Below are 19637 nucleotides of genomic sequence, written 5' to 3' on the forward strand. Positions count from 1 at the left end.
CTCCCCTTGGTTGACCATCAAACTACCACTGCTCTCAGTGGTCGTAAGTTTGTTTGGTTTTAACGTACATCTGTTGGCGAACACTATACCGTGGCAAAAAAAGTAGGACACACGCGATTGCTTCGTGTGCATTTATTTTTTTGTGCGTTAACACCCAGGTGGCATGCGTTTTAAGATTGCACATTGATTTAACATGCCTTGTAAAATTAAGTCCGCAAGATACATGGGAAACCCTTCGGGGATCTGCGCATATGTCGCATTGACCACGGCCTCTACCTTGTCTAGTACATCTCCAATCATTTGCTCTGCAGCCGCGGCTCCTAATCCGACTATCTTGGCGTGATTTATCCAATGCCGACGCTGTATTTGTGAAAGCAAATAATAGTTTTCTGAGCCTCGTACGGCCATCGCTAATTTTGCTTTCTGTGGAGCTATATGATTCTTTTTCCCGCCGATTACTGGGTGCGCGGATAGGATATCGTACAAAGGGGTTGCCTGAAATTGATTACCTGGTCGATGGAAAATACTAAAGTTCTTTGCATGGCCATCGGTCGCCGCTAATAGCCAAAACACCAGTTGCGTTTTAAAAAAATTAAACCTGTCCTGATGAGACTGACCAGAGCCGAAGAGAATCTTCATAATGTCTGTAATTCCAGGCCCCCCATCCGATTGGTATTTTTTGTCAGGCGACGTTCCTGTCGCCTGACAAAAATCCTCCTGAGGCAGACGTACAATCCAACTACCATCTTCTGCAAGCCTTCGATCGAATCGCTCTACAACCAACACCTTCATGTCTTCAAATTGAGCGATGTCGCAGTTGGCAACAGGGAGTTCAAAGCCTTGCATAATTTTGGAACAAAGCCACTCGTTTTCCACGGATGTAAACATATCAGCTCGCATTGCGCCGACTAAACCCAGTGGCAATTTAAGGATATGAGTAGTGGGTGTGCTTCCCGCCGGTCTTTGCCACTGATTTTGATGCCATAAGAGTGCACTTTTCTCTTGAGCACCAGCAATCGATAAGCGAAGATCGGAATGATCCTCTATCTGTCCGAGAGGTCGAACTGAGACAGCATTTCGGAGTAATGCTGCGACTTGGGCCTCATTTAAAGGACTTCCGTCGATACGAAAGAGATCGCTTGGACTTTCATCTTCAGGCAATAATTGGATAGCACCTACACAGTCACGACCAACCGCAGCCAATAATTGATAAGGTTCTATACCGTCTGTTTTGAAGTGTTGCGCTATCCGACGGCGTATTGACACACTATCCGGTAATAGATTGTCAAAGTAATTTTGAACAAGGGCACCACGGTACGGTTCGTTATTTGGCTTAAATGGTAGTGAAAGCGATAGGGGACGGCTATCTTCGTCAGAAAGCCATTCTTCGAAATACGTCAGAGAATGTTGACCGGGTCGGGCGTCCCAATAACCTACAGGTGTTCCGTTCAGCCAAATATTCAACCGTTGTGTGTGTGCTCGTCTCCCCACTTTACCAGCGCTCCTTTTTCATTGATGGCGAGATAATCTTCGATGGGGCAGGGCGACTGCCTTTCATCGAAGTTACCTTGTGTTCAGATGTTGCAGTGGAGCGCAACTTTTTCGAGGTTGAGGCAATTACGTCGGAGGGTTTCTCGTTGTCAGCTTGCTTTAGCTGAGCAGTTGTATGTTGTTTTCTGGTAGCGGAGACAGTTGCCCCCGATATGTCAGAGAGTTGAGTGTTTTGAGTTAGAACAATCTCGCTTCCAAGAAGCCGCAAGATCATAAACAGCCGTTCGACGCTTGTGGTTGTCGGGTTTGCTTCGATCTTGGCGTAGCTCTGCTGAGTTACGCCAAGTAGTGACGCTACATCCGTTTGAGATAGTCCCGCCTGTTTACGGAGTCCGACAAGTATAGGTCGAATCTGCTGCAGAGTTTTGATGGGGTAGTCCATATTACGTATCTTGTATTTAATATCTACAGAATAGGGGTTGTAAATAAAAAATACAACTTAAATAATGTAAATGCATAATACAACTAATTAACTGTATTATGTATTTACAGCTTAAAGATTGTTTAAGGCAAGAGAAAACTCAACTGCTAGCTCGGTGTTTTCTGTTGTATTCAGGATACGATTTAATCTCGATTCCCAGTTGCTTCACAAAGGTAGAGTGCGCGAATTAAAACAAATATTTTTCAATCTCTCGAAAATTCTCCACGACTATCTGCTGTGCTTCCGGAAGCATTTCCTGTTTGCGAGGATCGATATTGAATGCACGCAACATATATTCAACCAATGGTGCAAGCGTATTCACTTCCAGACAACCATCTCTCATATCAAAGTCTCGCGCAATAATCTCTTGCTGAGCTACATATAGTCTGCTGTCAGGCTTAATTCGCAACGTGACTGCCGTATTCCAAAGATGATCTTCCGCTGACGTGTGCTTGCTCTCGTTAAAAATTTCTGGGGCACCACGAAATCGGCTCAATACAGTATCACCCGGTCTTAGTCCCGGTTGCGGATTGAAACTTTGCGACATTTTCACGGTCGCCGTGATTTTGTCGGTATCATCCGATCTTATTGCCGGATGCGGATTGAAACAAGATAACGGGCGGGCATGGCGTTAAAGGTCTTTACGTCGGCTATGGTTCTATGGAAGACGGCAGCGTGCTATCGAGAAATACGCCGGAAGATGAATTATTGCTTCCGCCTAATACTCGTATGCTGGTGCAATCGTTAAAACCTGCGGGTAATGATCAAGATGGCTTTGGTGGTGGCTACGACTACATAGTTGAAGTGTTGATATTGCCCATAATTTAAAGGATATTGCGATGGATAACGTGTCTGATACAACGTCAAAGGCTGGCTCGTCTGGCTGGCATATCGCGCTTACCTGCGCTGATACGGCGTGGTCGGCTGTGCTGCCCTGGTTGCAGTGTGATAAGCACTCCGGCCTTCTCCCAATTTTTCATCAACAGGCTCAGATCGTGCCCGCCCTTGATCGCCCAGGCTTTTGCTTGCTTGATCGAGATCAGCATCCGTTTATCCGCCGCGATGTAGCGACCAGATATGCCAAGACGAATGACCTCTGGGTTGTGTACAAGGTCATATACCTGACCTTGATTGCCCTTGCTGCTATTCTCTGACCTGCGATCATGCTGTGTAGCTGTCATCAGTACGCGAGGCAATACTTTCTGAATCAGGTCTTCGATACTGCCGGTGTCATCCATAACTGCATCACGCAGATAGGTACGCACATCTAGCAGTGTGTTGTTGAACTCCTCAAAGATGATGTTACGATCAACCGGCTTCATCCCTGCCTTTTCCATAACGGATAAAGTCAGCAGCGCAGCGGTGAACACCTTAGCGAAGTACCGTTCCCCAGAAGTAATTTTGTATTTTTCTTCTATCTGTTTAAGCAGCTCCATCGCAGTCTTACGCATCACTGCCCAATTTTTCACACCGAAACGACCGAGCATAAGACCAAGCGCACCCTGATTTGCAAGGATGAAGTTATTGTAGTCATCCATCCACTCCGTTGATTCGCCGCGCTGCACCCCGTCGAAACAAATTTCAATGACACGCATCTGTTCTGCTGTGCTGGCTTCGCGGTGCTGAGAGATCAGAGTGCGCTGTGACACATTGGTCGACATGGTGGTAACAGACGCCCAGGTGCCGGTGCGCGGTGCTGCTTTGCCTACTGAGGTTCCCCTGCTTTTATCCCTGCCGGATGATATTTTGTGAATCAGTTGCGATGCTGTCTCTGCATCGTTGTTGGTTACTTCGTCCAGCATGAACGGAATGGAACCCAACTGAGACAGGTTGATTCCGAGAGCGATTGTGCTCATGCCGGTTTCTTTGTTACCGCCTGCTTTGTTTTTTTCCGGTGCTGCGTAGCCAGCGATGATAACTTTTTGCAAGCTGGTCTTACCCAGGCCGGAGCCAATGGAATACAGGCTGAGAGCGACGCCCATACCCGGCATGATATTGCTGTTTGGGGATGGTTCCTCGTCGGTGACGAAGGTGAGGTATGGGCTAGATACGCCCAGCAGCCAGGCCAATGCAAACTTCGACTTATCCTTCTTACCATACATGCGGCGTACCCCTTCGCAATACTGCTGCGCCGCAGGTTTGATTACCTCGTTGTAAGCGTCGCCCCGGTAGGCGCGTAAATCATCGGAGCTGATGCAGTTCATTTCAAACCGTTTTGCAAACTGCCGTAGGTCGCTGCCAAGTGAGCATGGCTTGACTTCTCCGTCTACGCCGACAGAATAGTATCCTTGTACATAGATCGGTTCTTTGGTGGCAGGGTTGAACTGAAACCCCATGTGGTTGCTGATCTGCACCGCTGTGTCGGAGCGCCGCAGCATACCTAAATTAGCTTGTGCGAATTGTTGTAGCATGTCAGTAATCTGAGCCATCTTAGATGTGTCGGCATAGGAGATACCCATTTCCGACAACTGTTTTTTAAACGTGGAGTTCTCTGAAAAGTCCGTAACTGGAACATTCCGGTACTTCCACACCGGTCGTCTTTTTATGTCGCCTTCCTGACGGTATTGGTGGATATGATGCACACTGACCTCAGACCCGGCGACTTCGCCCTGCGCGTGAGCAGCCATATAGAAAGGCTGCTCTGTCAAAACTTGAGTGAAAGTACGCACGACCTTTTCGCCAGCAATGTTCACTTCTTTCTGGTATGCGACATACAAAGCAATGCCGCTCTCAGAACCGCGCAGGAAAAAGAAGAACGCCGAATTGTGTTCAGCTAACTTCGCTACGCTGGGGAAAGTGTCAGGAACCAGACCAGCTTTTATCAGCTTCTTGCGCTGGCATAGCTTGGTTACGTCCTCGATCATCTGTTCTTTGGTGCGTTTCCCTCCAACGATCTCTACCGCAGTTTCATTTCCGGCACTGGTCTCTTTCTTACCGATACGCGCGTCATCGTCACCAGATAACATCAGCGAAGAAACACCTTCCGGCACATCGACAGCAGACTTTGGAACGGTAACACTCTCTCCTACCGTAATGTATCCAAGTGAATACGGCCCCTTAATCTTGCCGTTGTGTTCGCAAGTCTTACACCTGGGGCTTCCGGCAGATGCGCAGCTAGGTGCGCCGACTACCCATTTATCTAGCTTCTTTTGTGTTTCTTCATACGTGTAACTATCTGCGCCGCTAGACCATTTGTGGGCGAAGGCTTCACCTTCCACTGTGAGTTTAATGAGTCCAAGCATCGCTCTCCACTCTGGCTCCGGTACTCTGCCTTCTGCTGCCAGTGCGTCAGCTACCCACCCGCACTTCGATGCTATTTTCTTGATTGACGACGCTGGAGGTGGCACGAATAGATCATCATTGATACTGTGCTTCTTCTGTGGCTTATCGCGCTCCAGACTTACTTTTGCTGAAAGTGCCTTGAACATGCCAACCATGTCGTTATGCGATTGGCCGTCAAACACCACGCGCACATGCTTACCGCTTGGATGCAACGAACCGATAGGACGTAGAATCCTGGCACGGTCGATGGTAATACCCGGGTCAATGCGAAGACCAAACTCCTCAGACGCCTTACGTAAGGCTTTCGCACCTACCTGCCAGTAATCCATTGTCGGAAACTGCTGTGCAAAAGTGAAGTAGACGTGCAGCCCCGCACCGGAGGATACGATCAGGCTTCACTGCCCCTTGTTTCGTTGCGTTATGGTATTGGACATAGTTTTTCATCATTTTTAGCCCTCTGTTCATTGTAATTTTACTTTGCCTGATCCGCCCATTAACATGGGCGGATACGGTGCTACTTAAGTCAAGGACGCCACCCTTAACATAAGGGTACTTTTCAATGTGTCGAGTTGCGCTGCGTTAGTTTTGACAGACAGGGCACTTTTTTCTTTTCGGCCTAGAAAATAGGCGATTCGTTCTGCATTTGCGCCGGAAGGGTGTGGTAGTCCATCCAGAATTCTGTCCTTATTGATGACGCCTTGCTCGGCGAGCCAAGCCATGGTCTCTGTTACTTTGGGGCCAAGTGGAATAAATACCGGATCGTTGAGCTGGGCTGCCTCTTGGGAAAAATGCGCTAAGATCTGGTCACGCAAAAATGGCGTGCGTATCATGCTGGGAGAACCATTGTAATTATCTCCTTTGATGAACACAGGATGACGAAGGATCGACGTCGTTTGCACCAGATCTGAGTGGCTCGAAAAGAGTGCATCACAACATCCGATACCCAGCCAAGTATTGACCCCGATTGCATCGAGCAAGTTGATCAAGTTGTTTCGCATGGTTCCGCTAAAGGCACCGGTCCGCTTGGCTGCAATCCATGCCGAATTTTCTGAGGCGCCGCTAAGCAACTGCTTTTGTGCCTCGATCATCGCATTTTTCCATTGCGTAAAGCCTGGCGTGATACCGACCAGTACAACTTTAGCCTTCGTATTCACGTAGTCGAATGGGATGTAATGCGTGCTCAGCTCACCGTCCTTACCTAGTAAAAAGTCGGAAGGAATAGATTGGGCATTACTAATTTTTTCCAGATTGAGTGCGCGAATGCTGGAAGCGTATTTTGAAAAAAGATTGTTTTCCATGTGTTTTCTATTTTTACTTTTTGAGTTAAACAAAATAGTGATTACTGATGCTTGATTCGTTTGTACCGATGACCAACCGTAATGACCTGTCCCTCTGCACTGGCTACCAGATAGCAATCTAGGTGTTCTTCAAGCTTGTTGGCAAGCGGCCCAGCGTATGTACGGAAACGTCGCTTCGAAGCTTTGTCGAAGTAGTAGGTAATCGCACCTTCCCCAGCCTTTTCGGTTGCACCGTAACTCATCAACAGGTCCACTAGAATTGGGGGAATTGCGCGTTCTTTCGCGCGCAGTGCTGCGTGTTGTGTCAGTTTCATGATGGTTTCCTCGAAAGTTAATCTGTCGTGTCGTCTTCCAGATAGCCTTCAAGGGCAGCTCGCTCAAGCCTTTGGTGCAGTGCGAGGCTGGCGACAAGTAACGCCTTCTTTTCAATACAAAGGATTTTGGCTAGTGCTCCATACATCTTTCGGTCCATGACAAAACTTCCTTCTTCTATTGCGGTTAGCCGCTCTTGTGGCCAGTCCGGCAGTGCTAATTTTTCAGCAATGTCTGCTATCTTGAGATTTTTCTTTTCTCTTTGCTTCCTGATATAGGATCCAAAATCAGTCGCCGAAAAAAAGCCCACCTTCTCGAGGTCTCGCTCTGCGTCTGAGTCAATATTTACGGTTGGTTTAAAACCCCTGCGACCGACAAGCCATTCACGAGCGTCTTGTGCATTAACGTAAGTACGCGTGCCGCGATTAAAGGTCTTTAAATGATTTTTTAGCTTGGGGTTGGTTGCGTTGCGGACGCTTTTTTCATCCATACTGGCGAGCAAAGCTACTTCATTGAGCGTCAATACTCCGGAGTACACGGGTTCGGAGACCTCGAGGTCAATAGCAGACATACCTTCTTCGTCATCGAGTTTCCATCGTGCGGTTGCCAAACGGAGTACATGTGAAGTCAACCGGAGGCTGTACTGGACACCACTTTCGTTGAGTAAAGGAAAGTTAAGCAATCCTAAGATAAATGCTTCAGTGTCAGTCGCAAAGTCAATCCAATTGTGAGTGATGTCGCGCCGAAGACCATCTACGCCATAGTCATACATTTCGAGAATAACGTTGGTTACCAGGAATTTGGTGGGATCGATGTCCTTTAATTCCAGATTCATTACACCGAATGGATAGGCGTAAGAATCGCCACTCATCATTGCTGGAAATCTTTCGCGCTCAATCCCGAGCAATGCCCAGCCTATATTAGGTGCGTAAACACGCTCCAAACTATCCGCCAAAGCCCACATAAAGCCTCGGATTTCATTCAGTAAATCGTCTTTTGTAAAATGATCCATGTTCTATAAATTCCCTCATATGTAGAATAATTAAATTCTAGCAAAGCAAATTTTAAAAATCAAGCATATATGGTGGAATATATGGAATAAATCATTATTAAATGAATTTAAAGCTATTGGTTTATGAAATGTAAGCTGCGATCGTACGCTCGGTTTGCGTGGGATGGCGGCGGTGTGCCAACTCGTGACAACGGATGCTGAGCCAGTCATTCAATTCTGAGAAGGACGCAAAGCGCACTAAAGGCGTAAATAGCCATTCCCGCACGTTGCCGACCTGATTCTCGACTTGCCCCTTCTCCCAGCCAGAGGCAGGTGTACAGGCGACGGGTTCAAACAGATAATGATTGGCCAAGCTTAAGAAGCGCCGGTTAAATTGGCGCTCTTTACCTGTATAGACGGTGTCGACAACGGTCTTGAGGTTGTCGTAGATGAGTCGGGCGGGAACGCCGCCAAAGAAAGCAAAGGCCCGATTATGGGCATCGAGCACCATTTCCTGCGTCTCTCTTGGGTAGGCCACCACGAACATCTGACGGCTATACGCTAAGCGGAAATGCGCGACTTCAATGGATTGCATCACACCGCCGAGTTCAACTTGCTCCAGACTCCAGTCAAACTGGCAGGCGTCACCGGCTTGGAATAGCAAGGGGACGAAGGCGTCAGTGAGTCTGGGGCCATGCTTGTGAGTCTTCCAGCGCTTCACAAAGCGTTGCACGCTATCGTAGGCACCGCCATAGCCAAGGTCCTGCAAACCTTCGAACAATCGATGTGCGGAGCGACGGCGGGAACGGGTAAGACAGGCTTCTTGCTCCAGCCATTGGATGAGCTGTGTTTCAAATTGGCCGAGTTTGGGAGCGGCAGGTTGTGCCCGTTCATACTTGGGCTATGTGACGGTCTTGAGGTGTTTGCGCACGGTGGGCCGGGAAAGCCCCATGTCCCGAGCAATGGCAGAGATCGTTTGATTTTGTATGGTATGGCGCCTGCGAATTTCGTAAATAATGTCCATGTAAAACACTCCTGATACCCCCGGCAAAAATACCGGATGGTGACATACTGAGGTGGAAACTATTGGACGCTGTTTCCACCTCTAATCTGGAAAGTATTGCACGCTGTTTGACAAGCCAGGATTTCAGGCATTTTTCCGGCACCTGGGAATACATACCAAAAAAGAGATCGTTTTCACGCTACATGATCTCGACGATGACGAACCTGTTCAAGCCGGATTGAGGGCACGTCTCAGTGATGACATTGTCATTCATCCCCAATTTGCTACCATGGAGGCACGTGCATTTCGAACCTTATTCCGCGAGGCAAAATAATGACTTCAACCAACACAGTTCCTACCCGGTGGACAGCAAGCTTAATCGATACTGGCGATGGGAGCGGCGATATGATGATTGAGTTGCCAGACGATCTATTGGCGCAATTGGATTTACATATTGGTGATTCGGTTCAGGTTGAGGTCTCTGAAGACAAATTGAAGTTACTGATGAGAAAAGTAAATACGTTAAATACATAAATCAAATAGATAAGACGATATCTCTTTAGGAATGCACTTGTTTTTAGTCTATCCAAATGACAACTGTGAATGGCATAAGGTCAAATGACTGCTCGCCAGGAGGTCAAACTTGATTTTTGCTGAGCATTCTCATATACTGATTATATATACAGCATCTAATCATGAATGCACCCATTCCTTTTTCCAGTACAGCTTCAAGTCTGACGTTATTTGATAGTCCGGTGCATGCTGGCTTCCCATCGCCAGCTGCGGACTACGCACAGAAGCGTATCAATCTGAATGAGCATCTGCTGATCAATGAGCAAGCGTCGTATCTGTTCCGTGTGCGCGGCGAATCAATGCTGGGCATAGGCATTTACGATGGAGATACGTTGGTCGTCGATAGATCAATTACTCCCCTGCACAATCAGATCGTCCTTGCAGTCATCGACGATGAATTTACCGTCAAACGGCTATACAAGCGTGGCGGCGTTATCAAGCTTGTCCCGGAGAATCCTAGCTTCCCTATTATCGAACTGTCTGAAGGTCACGAGCTGTGTATCTGGGGTGTTGTCACGTTTAATCTGCATAAGTTACTTAACGTCTGAGATTCCCCATGCCTGTGCGTAGCATTGCACTTGTCGATTGCAATAACTTTTATGTCAGTTGCGAACGAGTATTCCGTCCGGATCTGCAAAACAAGCCAGTCATTGTGCTGTCGAATAACGATGGGTGCGCGGTTTCCCGTAGCAATGAAGCCAAGGCTCTGGGTGTGAAGATGGGCGTGCCAGTATTTCAAATTCGCGATTTGGTGAAAGAGCACGGCATTGAAGTCTTCTCTTCGAACTATGTGCTGTATGCCGATATGAGCAATCGGGTAATGACGCTGCTGCGCCAGTTTGCCCCCGATCAGGAAATCTATAGCATTGATGAATCCTTTCTGGAGCTGACGGGCCTGCCAAATATTGCAGAACTCATGCAGACCGTGCGCGAGCAAGTAAAGCGAGATACCGGCATACCAGTCTGCGTGGGTGTCGGGCCATCCAAAACCCTGGCGAAGCTGGCGAACTTCGTTGCAAAGCGGCACCCAAAATCAAAGGGCGTGTTTAACTTCAACACACTCACATCACAACAAATGAGCAGCGTTTTACGCAATATCCCAACAGAAGAAGTCTGGGGTATTGGTCGCAAACTGACAGCGGCATTAAACGATATGGGGATTGTGAACGTCTTACAGCTACGTGATGCTGATGTCCCATCGCTACGCAAACGCTTCGGCGTCGTCATGGAAAAAACCATCCGTGAACTGCGCGGGGAGGCATGTATTGAATTCGAAGATGTCACACCGAGCAAACAACAAATTATTAACAGCCGGTCGTTCGGAAATATGGTGACTGAGTTAGCTGACCTTGAAGATGCCCTGAGTCATTTCGTCAGCAACGCAGCCAAGAAACTACGCGATCAAAACTCTGTTGCCAACATGTTGCAAATTTTCATACTGACCAACCGGTTTCGCCAAGATCAGGAGCAATACTCTCCCCACCTCGCCATCCCTCTGATCACACCGACCGCCAATACGATGACGCTGCAAAAGTATGCACTGCAAGGGTTGAAGGTGATTTTCAGAGCGGGTTACCATTACAAAAAAGCAGGAGTCATTCTGAGCGACATCAGCAACGCATCGGTGTATCAGGCAGATATGTTCGCGTCAGTACCAGAAAAGCCTGAACTAATGCAAACGCTGGATAGGATCAATCAGCGTTACGGTAAGGGCACGCTAAAGCTAAGCCTGGATGGCTCCCGACATTCATGGAAGATGCGACAAGAGAACAAGTCGCCGGAATACACGACAAACTGGAATGAATTACCTGTTTGCGACTAAGATAAAACTTTTTCTTCAAGATCGCCACATGTGTGTCAACTACACTCCCACTCGCAAAGAAGCCCTAGCTGACTTTGGCGTCAACGGCCAGCAGCTGGACGATTACAAAGCAGAGACATGGCAGGATTACGCCGCGCCGATTATTCGGCACGATAATCATGGTGAGCGCGAGGTCATGCTGGCATCCTATGGCATGATTCCCAAGGACAAGATGCCTATTGGAGCAAAGCGGTATTCAACAATGAACGCGCGAGCCGAAACAATCGGTCAGTTGCGCACCTATGCAAAGCCATGGCGAGAAGGAATGTTATGCCTAGTACCAATGCAACACTTTTTTGAACCTTGCTACGAGTCAGGTAAAGCAGAGCGCTGGAAGATCGGACTGAAAGACGAGGCTGATTTTGCGGTTGCCGGGATCTATCAAGAATGGGATGAAATTGAGGGTGCCAAAATAAGTTACTCATTCACCCAGATCACCATTAATGCCAACGATCACCCGCTGATGAAGCGCTTCCATAAACCAGAAGATGAAAAACGCTCACTGGTCATTATCCATCGTCGTCATTATGACGATTGGCTCAGTTGTAAGAATACAGAATTTGCCCGCTCATTCTTTCATTGCTATCCAGCCTCAGAAATGCAGGCCGAAGCAGTAAAAGCAAACCAGCACGTCGAACGTCAAAGCTCTCTCTTTTAGCCACCGAAAGACTATTACTATTGACGCCAAGTCGATCTTCCACCTCAGAGATGAGCTAACAAGGATCAAAGAACACTTGTCAGCCCAATCTTAATAATACTTTCCGCCTCGTCATGACTCTTGTCCGACCAAATTATTAACTCAAAAGTGAAGACTAAAGCATGGTCGATTCAATCTATCAAAATTCGTTTTACATCTCGTGAAAAATTTAACAAAGCTCGCTTATCACTCGGCGTCTTTGGTACCGTTAGCATCAGTTGACCGAGTGGGTGCCTTAATCGCCCATGTTTCGCGCCCCAGGAAAAAGACCATCCTTGGCGAATCAAATTGCGAACAATAACGTTAATATCCTTGTTGGTACTGTATTTCATACGAGTACCTCGTCATTTATTTGCTCATAACGACCACTAAATTTTTCAGCAGAAAAATTTAGCTGGGAAAACGCTGCCTCAACACTACTAGATAAGATCGGTTCGCTATAGAGATAACCCCCTCCTTTTTGGCTTGGCTTGTTTTGAAAAAATCTCCCATACGGATCGACCATGATGTACGACTCAGTCATGTCACTATTATCTTCAACGCACATCACATCTTTTAAGGCGAAATGGCGATCAATAAAACTATTGAATTCAACATCGGAAACGGCCAAGTCACTGTTTAGTACTGGAAGCATGCGTAAGACTTTCCACCGTTCTGGCTGTAAAGTCTGGATAAGAGTGGACATATCTTCACTGGCATTCAAACTATTCACGACAGTGTTAACTTTCAATCGCATGAAGGGGTTAATTTGCCGCCCTAAGATTAAAATTTCCTTTAAGCTTTGACTTCTGAGTAGCAGTCCTTTCTTGTCAATACGACCTATTTCTTTGTTGATTTGGCTATTATTGGAATCAAGGCTGATACCCAATAGCGAAACGTCTGATGCTATCTCCTCCATCACCGGCTTAGTCAATCTACTTCCATTTGTAATAATAGAAACATTCATTCCAAGCTCACGAGCAATTCGAATGACGCGAATAACTTTCTGCTCATATAGCAATGGTTCTCCACCAGCAATATTTAACCGAATACCAGTCCATCCAAGTCGATTATGAAGTGAATTATTCTTATTCTCAGTCCGAAAGAAGCGAAATAACATTTCAATGAGCTTTCGCGAACGAATCTCATCATGGATAATTTCACGCCCTAAATCAGGTTTCTTCCAGTGTGCATAGCAATAACGACATGAATAATTGCATGCCTCAGTAATGTGCCAATTGATGACTAATTCATTTGTGTGTTGTGATTTGTACATAATGGTTACCCTTAGATATAAAAACCATAATGTACAAATCTCCATCACTAGAAAAAACGAAGCTCCCTTCCTTCCCCTTCACGCATCCAATTTTGTCATGACATACAAGGGGTGGAAATAAAGCTTCCGTGACGATGTTTGTCGCAGATGTAAATATTCAGTCTTTATTAACGTATTTAAAAATTTCAAAATGGCAACTATTCCATCAACCGAGGTACTCCTTTTAGAAGTTCATCAAAGCCTTGGGCTGAGTGCTCCAAAGAAAAAAAATGAACTGATCGGATTAGAGCGACCACTTGAAACACATCAAAAAATTATTTCGGATCTCGTTGTAGAAATCTTTCAAGCGTTAAATATGGATGAACAGGCAATGCCTGATGCGCTCAAGAACTTGCTCGAACTACTACGCGTTAATAATCACATTGAGCGTTCAGTTTGGACTTATGAAGCAAGCATGCAGCAAATAGTCTGGAATATGGCTGCTCATTTATATGCGCCTTACTTAGGTCGTATTGCTGCATTTTGGAGTGTTGATCAAATCCTCGACGCTGGAATGCCTGGAGGAAAGTTTTGGTACCTTCCTACGGTTATCGAAAAAAATAATAAAAAAGAATTACAGATGCCTGTGCCTCAAGTTCTTAATTGGCTGTTGGATCTTTTGGGTCAGAACATTAGCGAACTTGCTCAAGGGTTAGCGGGCAAAGTAAATGCGGCAGAAAAATCCATTAATGTAGGTGTCGAACAAGAATCGATTCAACGTGTTTTAGAAAGTTGGGCTAACGGTGTGGTGCCGCGTGTAGGAAACATTGATTTATATTTTTCCAATATAGAGGCACTGACTTTCAATGGTGCCTTCAAACTTGATACAGATCTAAATTTTGAGGAGCAGTTTCAATCTACACTCAACTTTATTCAACATAAAAAGCTTTCTGCTGAACTTTTGCGCGAGCAAATTCCAATGTCACAGGCTAACCGCATTGAAGACATACTAAACGGCCAAGCCGATGAAGAAGAAAAAAAACGATTTGTTGAACTAATAGCGATTCGATATGCAATACCGACGTTACAAACGCTACGCCAACGGTTCTTAGTTGCACGTGCGGTTCAGGATGGATATTTGCGTTTAGGAAATTTTTTATCTGGTAGCGACTTTGATAAAACAAGCACGGATTTTTCAATTAACAAAGTACTACAGCTATTCGGAATTTACCAAATTACCTACAACCTTACGATGGAGGCCTACAAACAGAGTGATGACCGACTGAGTGAGGACGCATACTTCGAAAGTAAAATTCCCGATTGGGATAAATATGGAATTTTTCTTTCCATAATGCCGTCGATAGAAAACAAAGTTGAAATGCTGGTAAACAGGTTAAATCACTTGTTTCCCAATGAACATCAAGGAAAGCCGTTGGATGACCATACTGCAAATGATGTTGAATCGGCAAAATTAATCGTTGCACGCAACATAGCCAAACTAGTTACTGAGAAAAAAGAGAATGACTCTTTTAAGGAATGCTTACAGAAACTGAGAACCCACTCGCCATGGCGCACACTTCAAAGTGTCCATAGCTATTGGGTTGCTGGTCAACTAGCTATCGATAATCAAATTAGCCTCAAAATACGTCAGCTCGCCGCCACGCGTATGCGAGAGTTGGCAAACTCGCCGCAAGAAAAGATGGGGGCTATTTGCATTGAGTTACATCATTTATTGAACAATGATGATCGCAAATATCGCGATAAAAATGCCAAGAAAAAAGTTGAAGCACTTCTAGACGAGGCAAAAGCAAATCCGACATTGGATACATGGTCGCCTATGATATTGCAATTTGAGGCAAAACATCACCTTGCTTTCAATGATTTTGAGAATGCCAGGCGTCTTTTTAAGGAAGCGTTAGAAGCATGTAAAAAAACGGGCTTCGGATCATTAAGAGGAGAAATTGCGCGTGATGGTTTCGCACTGGTCGTTGAACAGCCGCCAACAACTTTTGACCTCAACAACTATGAATATTATTTCAGAAATGTTCTGGTGTATAGCGAACTCGAATACCATGAAGGAAATATAACATTCGAGGATACGGCATGCGAAATGTCTAATTATTTTTGGGAGTCGCTGTATATGCCTTATCCGAATGAGGAAAGCATAGCACCATTGTCGAATGAGTTATATGAAATATTTTCCGAAGGAACCATGCCTTTCATTTTGAATGGAGATTTTGATGGCTTGAGCCACTGGCTTGAGAATAATTCAAAGTTGAAGGATAAGAAGTTTAGAGAGGTTCGAGGAAATACGCCGCTATTGGCATGGCTAAAATTACTTTTTGAACTTGAGAAAAAACTTTGCCATTTCACCCCTCGTGTGCCCCTTAATATCAAACGTGAATTAGAAATGCTCATTTCTAATTGGCGAAAAGCAGTATGCCTGTTGATTAACAGGTGGCCTAAGCAAGTAAATATGTCTGATTTCAAGAAACAAACACCAGCTATGCTCGCAGCAGACCATGGAGACATCATTGTTCTTAATACGTTAATAGAGAAAAATGCTGATTTGAGAATGCAAGATTTTTATGGAAGGACTGCTTTGCATGCTGCCATCGCCTCAAATTCGCTTCAGTGTGTAGAGGCGATACTGAGCAAGGATCAAGAAGTCGCAAATATATACTCCGATGGCAATCAATCGGTGCTGCACACTGCTGTTAAATTTGGACAACCGGCGATCATTAAGACATTAATTTCAAGCGCACCTCAACTAAGCGTCCACATGAATACAGACGGCAAATCTGCAGTTGATATTGCCGAACTCCTAGCCATTCCAAGTATTTGGCAGCAACATCATAAATTCATGAGTGGTGAGCACCGAACAATTGCGACGATCGATGATTTTAAAAAGGTGTATTCAATTTTATCAACACATTGAAATATGCAGTCCCACGAATACCACCATCTCCCACAGTAAAAGGAAACCCCAGTTTTATGTCGCGCATTACCTTCGCTTTATTACTTCTGATCTCCAGTATCTCCAATGCATTTGCTGCCCAGGATTTTGCAGAGTGCAAACAGTTCTTCGTCAATGGCGCGGTACCGGTTGTCACTAACCATCCCAATACCAGAGCACTGTGCTTTGATGAGTTTGCCGTACTCCACTCAGGACAAAGTAAAACACCTGTGTATGTTGCAGAACGCTTAAACAAAGAAAAGATCGACGCCAAAGTCAAACGTGCAAAGAAATTCTTTGCAGATGCCCGGCTACCAAGAGCAGAAAGAGCAGAACTCGACGACTACAAATCCTCTGGATATGATCGCGGACACATGGCTCCCGCCGGAGACATGGCCACAGATAATGGGATGGCCCAGTGTTTTTCGTTAGCCAATATGGTCCCGCAGAACCCCAAAAATAATCAAAAAACGTGGAACAGCATTGAAGTCGCCACGAGGAAATATATTAAACGAGCAGTAGGCGATGTCTACGTCATCACAGGTCCGGTATTTGATCGTTCGCCAGAAACAATAGGACGGAATCAAGTCTGGGTGCCGGCTTATCTATACAAATTAGTCTACGATCCCAGCACTAAAAAAGCATGGGCGTACTGGATAGAAAATACGGACTCAGCCCGAGTGACGCCACCGATCAGCTATGAAGAACTGGTGAAGATGACGGGGATACGTTTTTTACCTGATGGAAGCGTTTTGTAATCAGAGTAAAACGGCTGTGGTGAAATATTATTCGGCTATCCGGATGTCGGACTGGAGGCATCCTCTTGGTATTGCCTAAGATTGTAGGTTCGCGGTGTAACGAAACATCAATTTTGTATCATTTTGGGAACCGGAACGTTTGCGCTGGAGATGACACAAACAATCATTCGCCAACCGACCTAGTTTTTAAAGAGTTCGCGGGGGAAATGTTTCAGACTGTGTTTGAAATGAGATCGGAAAACAAAAAACAGAGCCTTATACTTGCTTTCTTTCCTGATTAAAACATAGCAGGCAACTGGCCGATGCAACTTCCCCCAACCAAACGTCCGAAACGGTGATGCCTATAATTTAATCATAGCACAGGATTGACAATGTTAGAAATCACCTACAACGACGGCAACATCCATACGGTGTTAAATCGCATCATGGCGGCGACTGGTAACACCGAGCCAGCGATGCGGAAAATTGGTGAAGTCGTCATGGTGATCAGCATGAGCAGCTTTGACAATTCTTCCTCGCCAGATGGCACACCATGGGTTACGAACAGCGAAGCTACGATACTGCAGTATCTGGAAAGGCAGGTGGAAACGACAAAAAGACGGAACCTTATCAAGAAAAGGGCAAACAAGCGCAATCAATAAAAAGCCACTGATCAGTCAATCCAGAGACTTACAACGACAATTCAGTTACGTCGCTGCAGCGAGAACGCCACCGAGAATTCGGTCAGCGACGTTTTCCACCGGATGGCGCATCCTGGACCAGCGTATAAAAAACGTACCCCGTAGACACGCCGAGCAGGCGACACATGGTTCGTGTTGACTATATCGTTCGATACTTGGCAATGAAACCTTACTTCACTTGAGGTCGGCTACGAAGTAGTTGAGCGCCTTTATTATTATGTCGAACTCCATCTGATGCCTCCAGTTTTTCTACAAGCCGGAACGCACACCGTCATTCGCCGGGGGGAATTCTTGAGGAGCATGAACCTATCGCAGGAATAAGTGTTGCTATAAAAAACTTTCTTTGGGAGCGTCCATATTATACATTTTATTGTAAAATTAGTATGATCAATGCATATTATTTAGATAAATCTGTACCAGGGGGGAAAGACTATTTCGTTCACTCTCAATATTTCAATGTATTGCTTGCGATATTTTGTGCAATGCCGATTGATAGTATTCGACCGTTGGATATAGCTGAATATTTAAGGGTATCGTGACTCTACGGTGATGGAGTTGAGCTTATGCACCACCTCGCACATGCGTTGATTATATCTCCTTAGCTGCTAGTTTATTCACTCGCCCAATAGCTCCCGCAACCTGATTCTTGATGAAGACGGCATTGAGTAAATCATGCCGCCTCTTCTGTTCGTGTTCATGTATATGCGAGATCATCTCGAATTGATAGCACAAGGTATCAGACGGTTCGCGTTCCTTCTGACCAGCCCCAAAAAATTTGGCGAACCGGAGCGTGATTTGACATTATTTTTTAGTCAGTAGAATGAAGTCATGGTCGTCACAGCGTAACGGCTGAAAACAAAATCTGAGTGCCAACCTTTTTTGCTCAGAACAATTATTGAAAGAGGATACGAACATGAAAAACTTGAAAATCACGACTTTTCCAGTTTTGCGTTTGTCGGCTTTGGCAACGGCGCTGGCATTGACTGGCTGCGGTGGCGGTGGCTCCAGCACACCATCTGGTTCCAATACAGGCACAGGCGGCACAGGTACTACATGCGGCACATCACAAGTATTAATCAATGGCGTTTGCACGATGCCAGCAGATTTACAAACGAGTGTTCCAACACCACCCTTCCCTGCAGGTTCAGAAGAATTGAAGTCATTCAATTACCTGAACGATTTCCGGAAAAGCCTCGGTCTGGGTTTGCTCGCCTATTCGCCGGAACTGACACTCTCGGCCGCAAACCATGCCAACTATCTGAAGATCAACCAGGTTGGTGGCTTTGATGAAGATCCGTTGAAACCAGGATTTACAGGAAAGACTTTATCCGACCGAGCTAATTTTGCTGGATACAAAACCAATCAATTTATTAGTGGTGGATTGGCTCTGGCAAATACGTCATCAGGTGCGATCCAAGCTTTGATTAATACGATCTACCACCGAAGCATTTTGATCGATCAATCGGTGAGAGATGTTGGTAGCGCGACGTATTGTTTCACTTGTGACGGTTCTGTCGCACTCAACATTATTCTCGCAAGAAAGGACACTATCGGCCAACGTAACGCCTCAGACTTTGCAATGTTCTATCCGGTCAACAAGCAAACAAACGTCAATTTAACAATGGCGGGAGAAACTACCAATCCATTTCCAGAGTATCCAGACGGTCTCGTTTATGGCAAAGTGGGCTATCCAATTTCATTTGCACTGGAAGCGAGTCAGACGTTGAATTTGAAAGACTTCACGCTGACGGAAGCGGGATCAACGATGCCACTGAACGCCTACGTTTACACGGCACTTAATGATCCACAAAAATTTATTCCGAAGAATGAGGCATGGATCACGGCGAAGGCACAATTGAAACCATCAACAACCTACACGGCGGTATTGCATGGTTCTGTCAACGGTCAGGATTTTAGCTGCGTCGTTGAGAATGGTAATCTTAAAATCGTTGTTGGAAAAAGTGATGGTTGCACGACAAGCTTTACAACAGCAGATCGTTTGCTACCAAGTTTCTAACGC

General features: G+C 45.8%; 17 protein-coding genes and 1 pseudogene. 9 read left to right on the plus strand and 9 right to left on the minus strand.

Annotation, left to right across the window (positions count from 1 at the left end):
* Nucleotides 1-147 precede the first annotated feature (147 nt).
* From H8K38_RS17790 to H8K38_RS17800, 3 genes are all read right to left on the minus strand, one after another.
* A complete protein-coding gene (locus H8K38_RS17790) occupies nt 148-1491 on the minus strand; it encodes a type II toxin-antitoxin system HipA family toxin (protein WP_186886195.1) in 1344 nt (447 codons plus the stop codon).
* A gap of 1 nt (nt 1492) precedes the next feature.
* Nucleotides 1493-1933: a helix-turn-helix transcriptional regulator gene (locus tag H8K38_RS17795; RefSeq protein ID WP_186886196.1), complete on the minus strand. Its 441-nt coding sequence runs from the start codon at nt 1931-1933 to the stop codon at nt 1493-1495.
* A gap of 226 nt (nt 1934-2159) precedes the next feature.
* Nucleotides 2160-2519 carry a hypothetical protein gene (locus H8K38_RS17800; RefSeq protein WP_186886197.1) on the minus strand — a complete coding sequence of 120 codons (360 nt, stop codon included), beginning with the start codon at nt 2517-2519 and terminating at the stop codon, nt 2160-2162.
* Between the two features lie 113 nt (nt 2520-2632).
* On the opposite strand from H8K38_RS17800, the gene H8K38_RS17805 reads away from it, so the two are divergent.
* Nucleotides 2633-2800, plus strand: a complete 168-nt coding sequence (locus tag H8K38_RS17805; protein ID WP_186886198.1) for a hypothetical protein — start codon at nt 2633-2635, stop codon at nt 2798-2800.
* Nucleotides 2801-2835: 35 nt separating this feature from the next.
* Here H8K38_RS17805 and H8K38_RS17810 read toward each other — a convergent pair whose 3' ends face one another.
* The 5 genes and pseudogenes from H8K38_RS17810 to istA form a co-directional block, all read right to left on the minus strand.
* Entirely contained in the window at nt 2836-5583 is a 2748-nt protein-coding gene (locus H8K38_RS17810) for a hypothetical protein (RefSeq protein WP_186886199.1), read from the minus strand.
* Between the two features lie 189 nt (nt 5584-5772).
* Nucleotides 5773-6552, minus strand: a complete 780-nt coding sequence (locus tag H8K38_RS17815) for a hypothetical protein (protein ID WP_186886200.1) — start codon at nt 6550-6552, stop codon at nt 5773-5775.
* A gap of 41 nt (nt 6553-6593) precedes the next feature.
* Complete coding sequence (locus H8K38_RS17820) at nt 6594-6866, minus strand: hypothetical protein (protein ID WP_255423069.1); 273 nt, start codon at nt 6864-6866, stop codon at nt 6594-6596.
* 17 nt (nt 6867-6883) lie between these two features.
* Nucleotides 6884-7876 (minus strand): helix-turn-helix transcriptional regulator, encoded by a 993-nt coding sequence (locus H8K38_RS17825; protein ID WP_186886201.1) that lies wholly within the window; start codon nt 7874-7876, stop codon nt 6884-6886.
* A 121-nt stretch (nt 7877-7997) separates the two neighbouring features.
* Nucleotides 7998-8744, minus strand: a pseudogene (istA, locus tag H8K38_RS17830) (IS21 family transposase); the annotation flags it as partial.
* Between the two features lie 447 nt (nt 8745-9191).
* Between istA and H8K38_RS17840 the strand changes: the two are divergent.
* The 4 genes from H8K38_RS17840 (at nt 9192) to H8K38_RS17855 (ending at nt 11950) form a co-directional block, all read left to right on the plus strand.
* Nucleotides 9192-9392 (plus strand): AbrB/MazE/SpoVT family DNA-binding domain-containing protein, encoded by a 201-nt coding sequence (locus tag H8K38_RS17840; RefSeq protein ID WP_186886203.1) that lies wholly within the window; start codon nt 9192-9194, stop codon nt 9390-9392.
* Nucleotides 9393-9553: 161 nt separating this feature from the next.
* Nucleotides 9554-9979 carry a LexA family transcriptional regulator gene (locus H8K38_RS17845; RefSeq protein WP_186886204.1) on the plus strand — a complete coding sequence of 142 codons (426 nt, stop codon included), beginning with the start codon at nt 9554-9556 and terminating at the stop codon, nt 9977-9979.
* Between the two features lie 8 nt (nt 9980-9987).
* A complete protein-coding gene (locus H8K38_RS17850) occupies nt 9988-11253 on the plus strand; it encodes a Y-family DNA polymerase (RefSeq protein WP_186886205.1) in 1266 nt (421 codons plus the stop codon).
* Complete coding sequence (locus H8K38_RS17855; protein WP_255423070.1) at nt 11231-11950, plus strand: SOS response-associated peptidase; 720 nt, start codon at nt 11231-11233, stop codon at nt 11948-11950. The genes H8K38_RS17850 and H8K38_RS17855 overlap by 23 nt, the downstream gene beginning before the upstream one ends.
* A 367-nt stretch (nt 11951-12317) precedes the next feature.
* Here H8K38_RS17855 and H8K38_RS17860 read toward each other — a convergent pair whose 3' ends face one another.
* A complete protein-coding gene (locus H8K38_RS17860; RefSeq protein WP_186886206.1) occupies nt 12318-13244 on the minus strand; it encodes a viperin family antiviral radical SAM protein in 927 nt (308 codons plus the stop codon).
* A 190-nt stretch (nt 13245-13434) separates the two neighbouring features.
* Here H8K38_RS17860 and H8K38_RS17865 point away from each other — a divergent pair, with 190 nt between their 5' ends.
* The 4 genes from H8K38_RS17865 (at nt 13435) to H8K38_RS17880 (ending at nt 19634) form a co-directional block, all read left to right on the plus strand.
* The gene (locus H8K38_RS17865; protein ID WP_186886207.1) at nt 13435-16161 is read left to right on the plus strand and encodes an ankyrin repeat domain-containing protein; all 2727 of its coding nucleotides are present in this window, start codon (nt 13435-13437) and stop codon (nt 16159-16161) included.
* Between the two features lie 56 nt (nt 16162-16217).
* A complete protein-coding gene (locus tag H8K38_RS17870) occupies nt 16218-16937 on the plus strand; it encodes a DNA/RNA non-specific endonuclease (RefSeq protein ID WP_186886208.1) in 720 nt (239 codons plus the stop codon).
* 371 nt (nt 16938-17308) lie between these two features.
* Nucleotides 17309-17578 (plus strand): phage virion morphogenesis protein, encoded by a 270-nt coding sequence (locus tag H8K38_RS17875; protein WP_186886209.1) that lies wholly within the window; start codon nt 17309-17311, stop codon nt 17576-17578.
* A gap of 934 nt (nt 17579-18512) precedes the next feature.
* Nucleotides 18513-19634 (plus strand): CAP domain-containing protein, encoded by a 1122-nt coding sequence (locus tag H8K38_RS17880; protein ID WP_186886210.1) that lies wholly within the window; start codon nt 18513-18515, stop codon nt 19632-19634.
* Nucleotides 19635-19637: the final 3 nt, after the last annotated feature.

This window comes from Undibacterium sp. FT79W (assembly GCF_014284215.1).
Classification (GTDB): Bacteria; Pseudomonadota; Gammaproteobacteria; order Burkholderiales; family Burkholderiaceae_D; genus Undibacterium; species Undibacterium aquatile.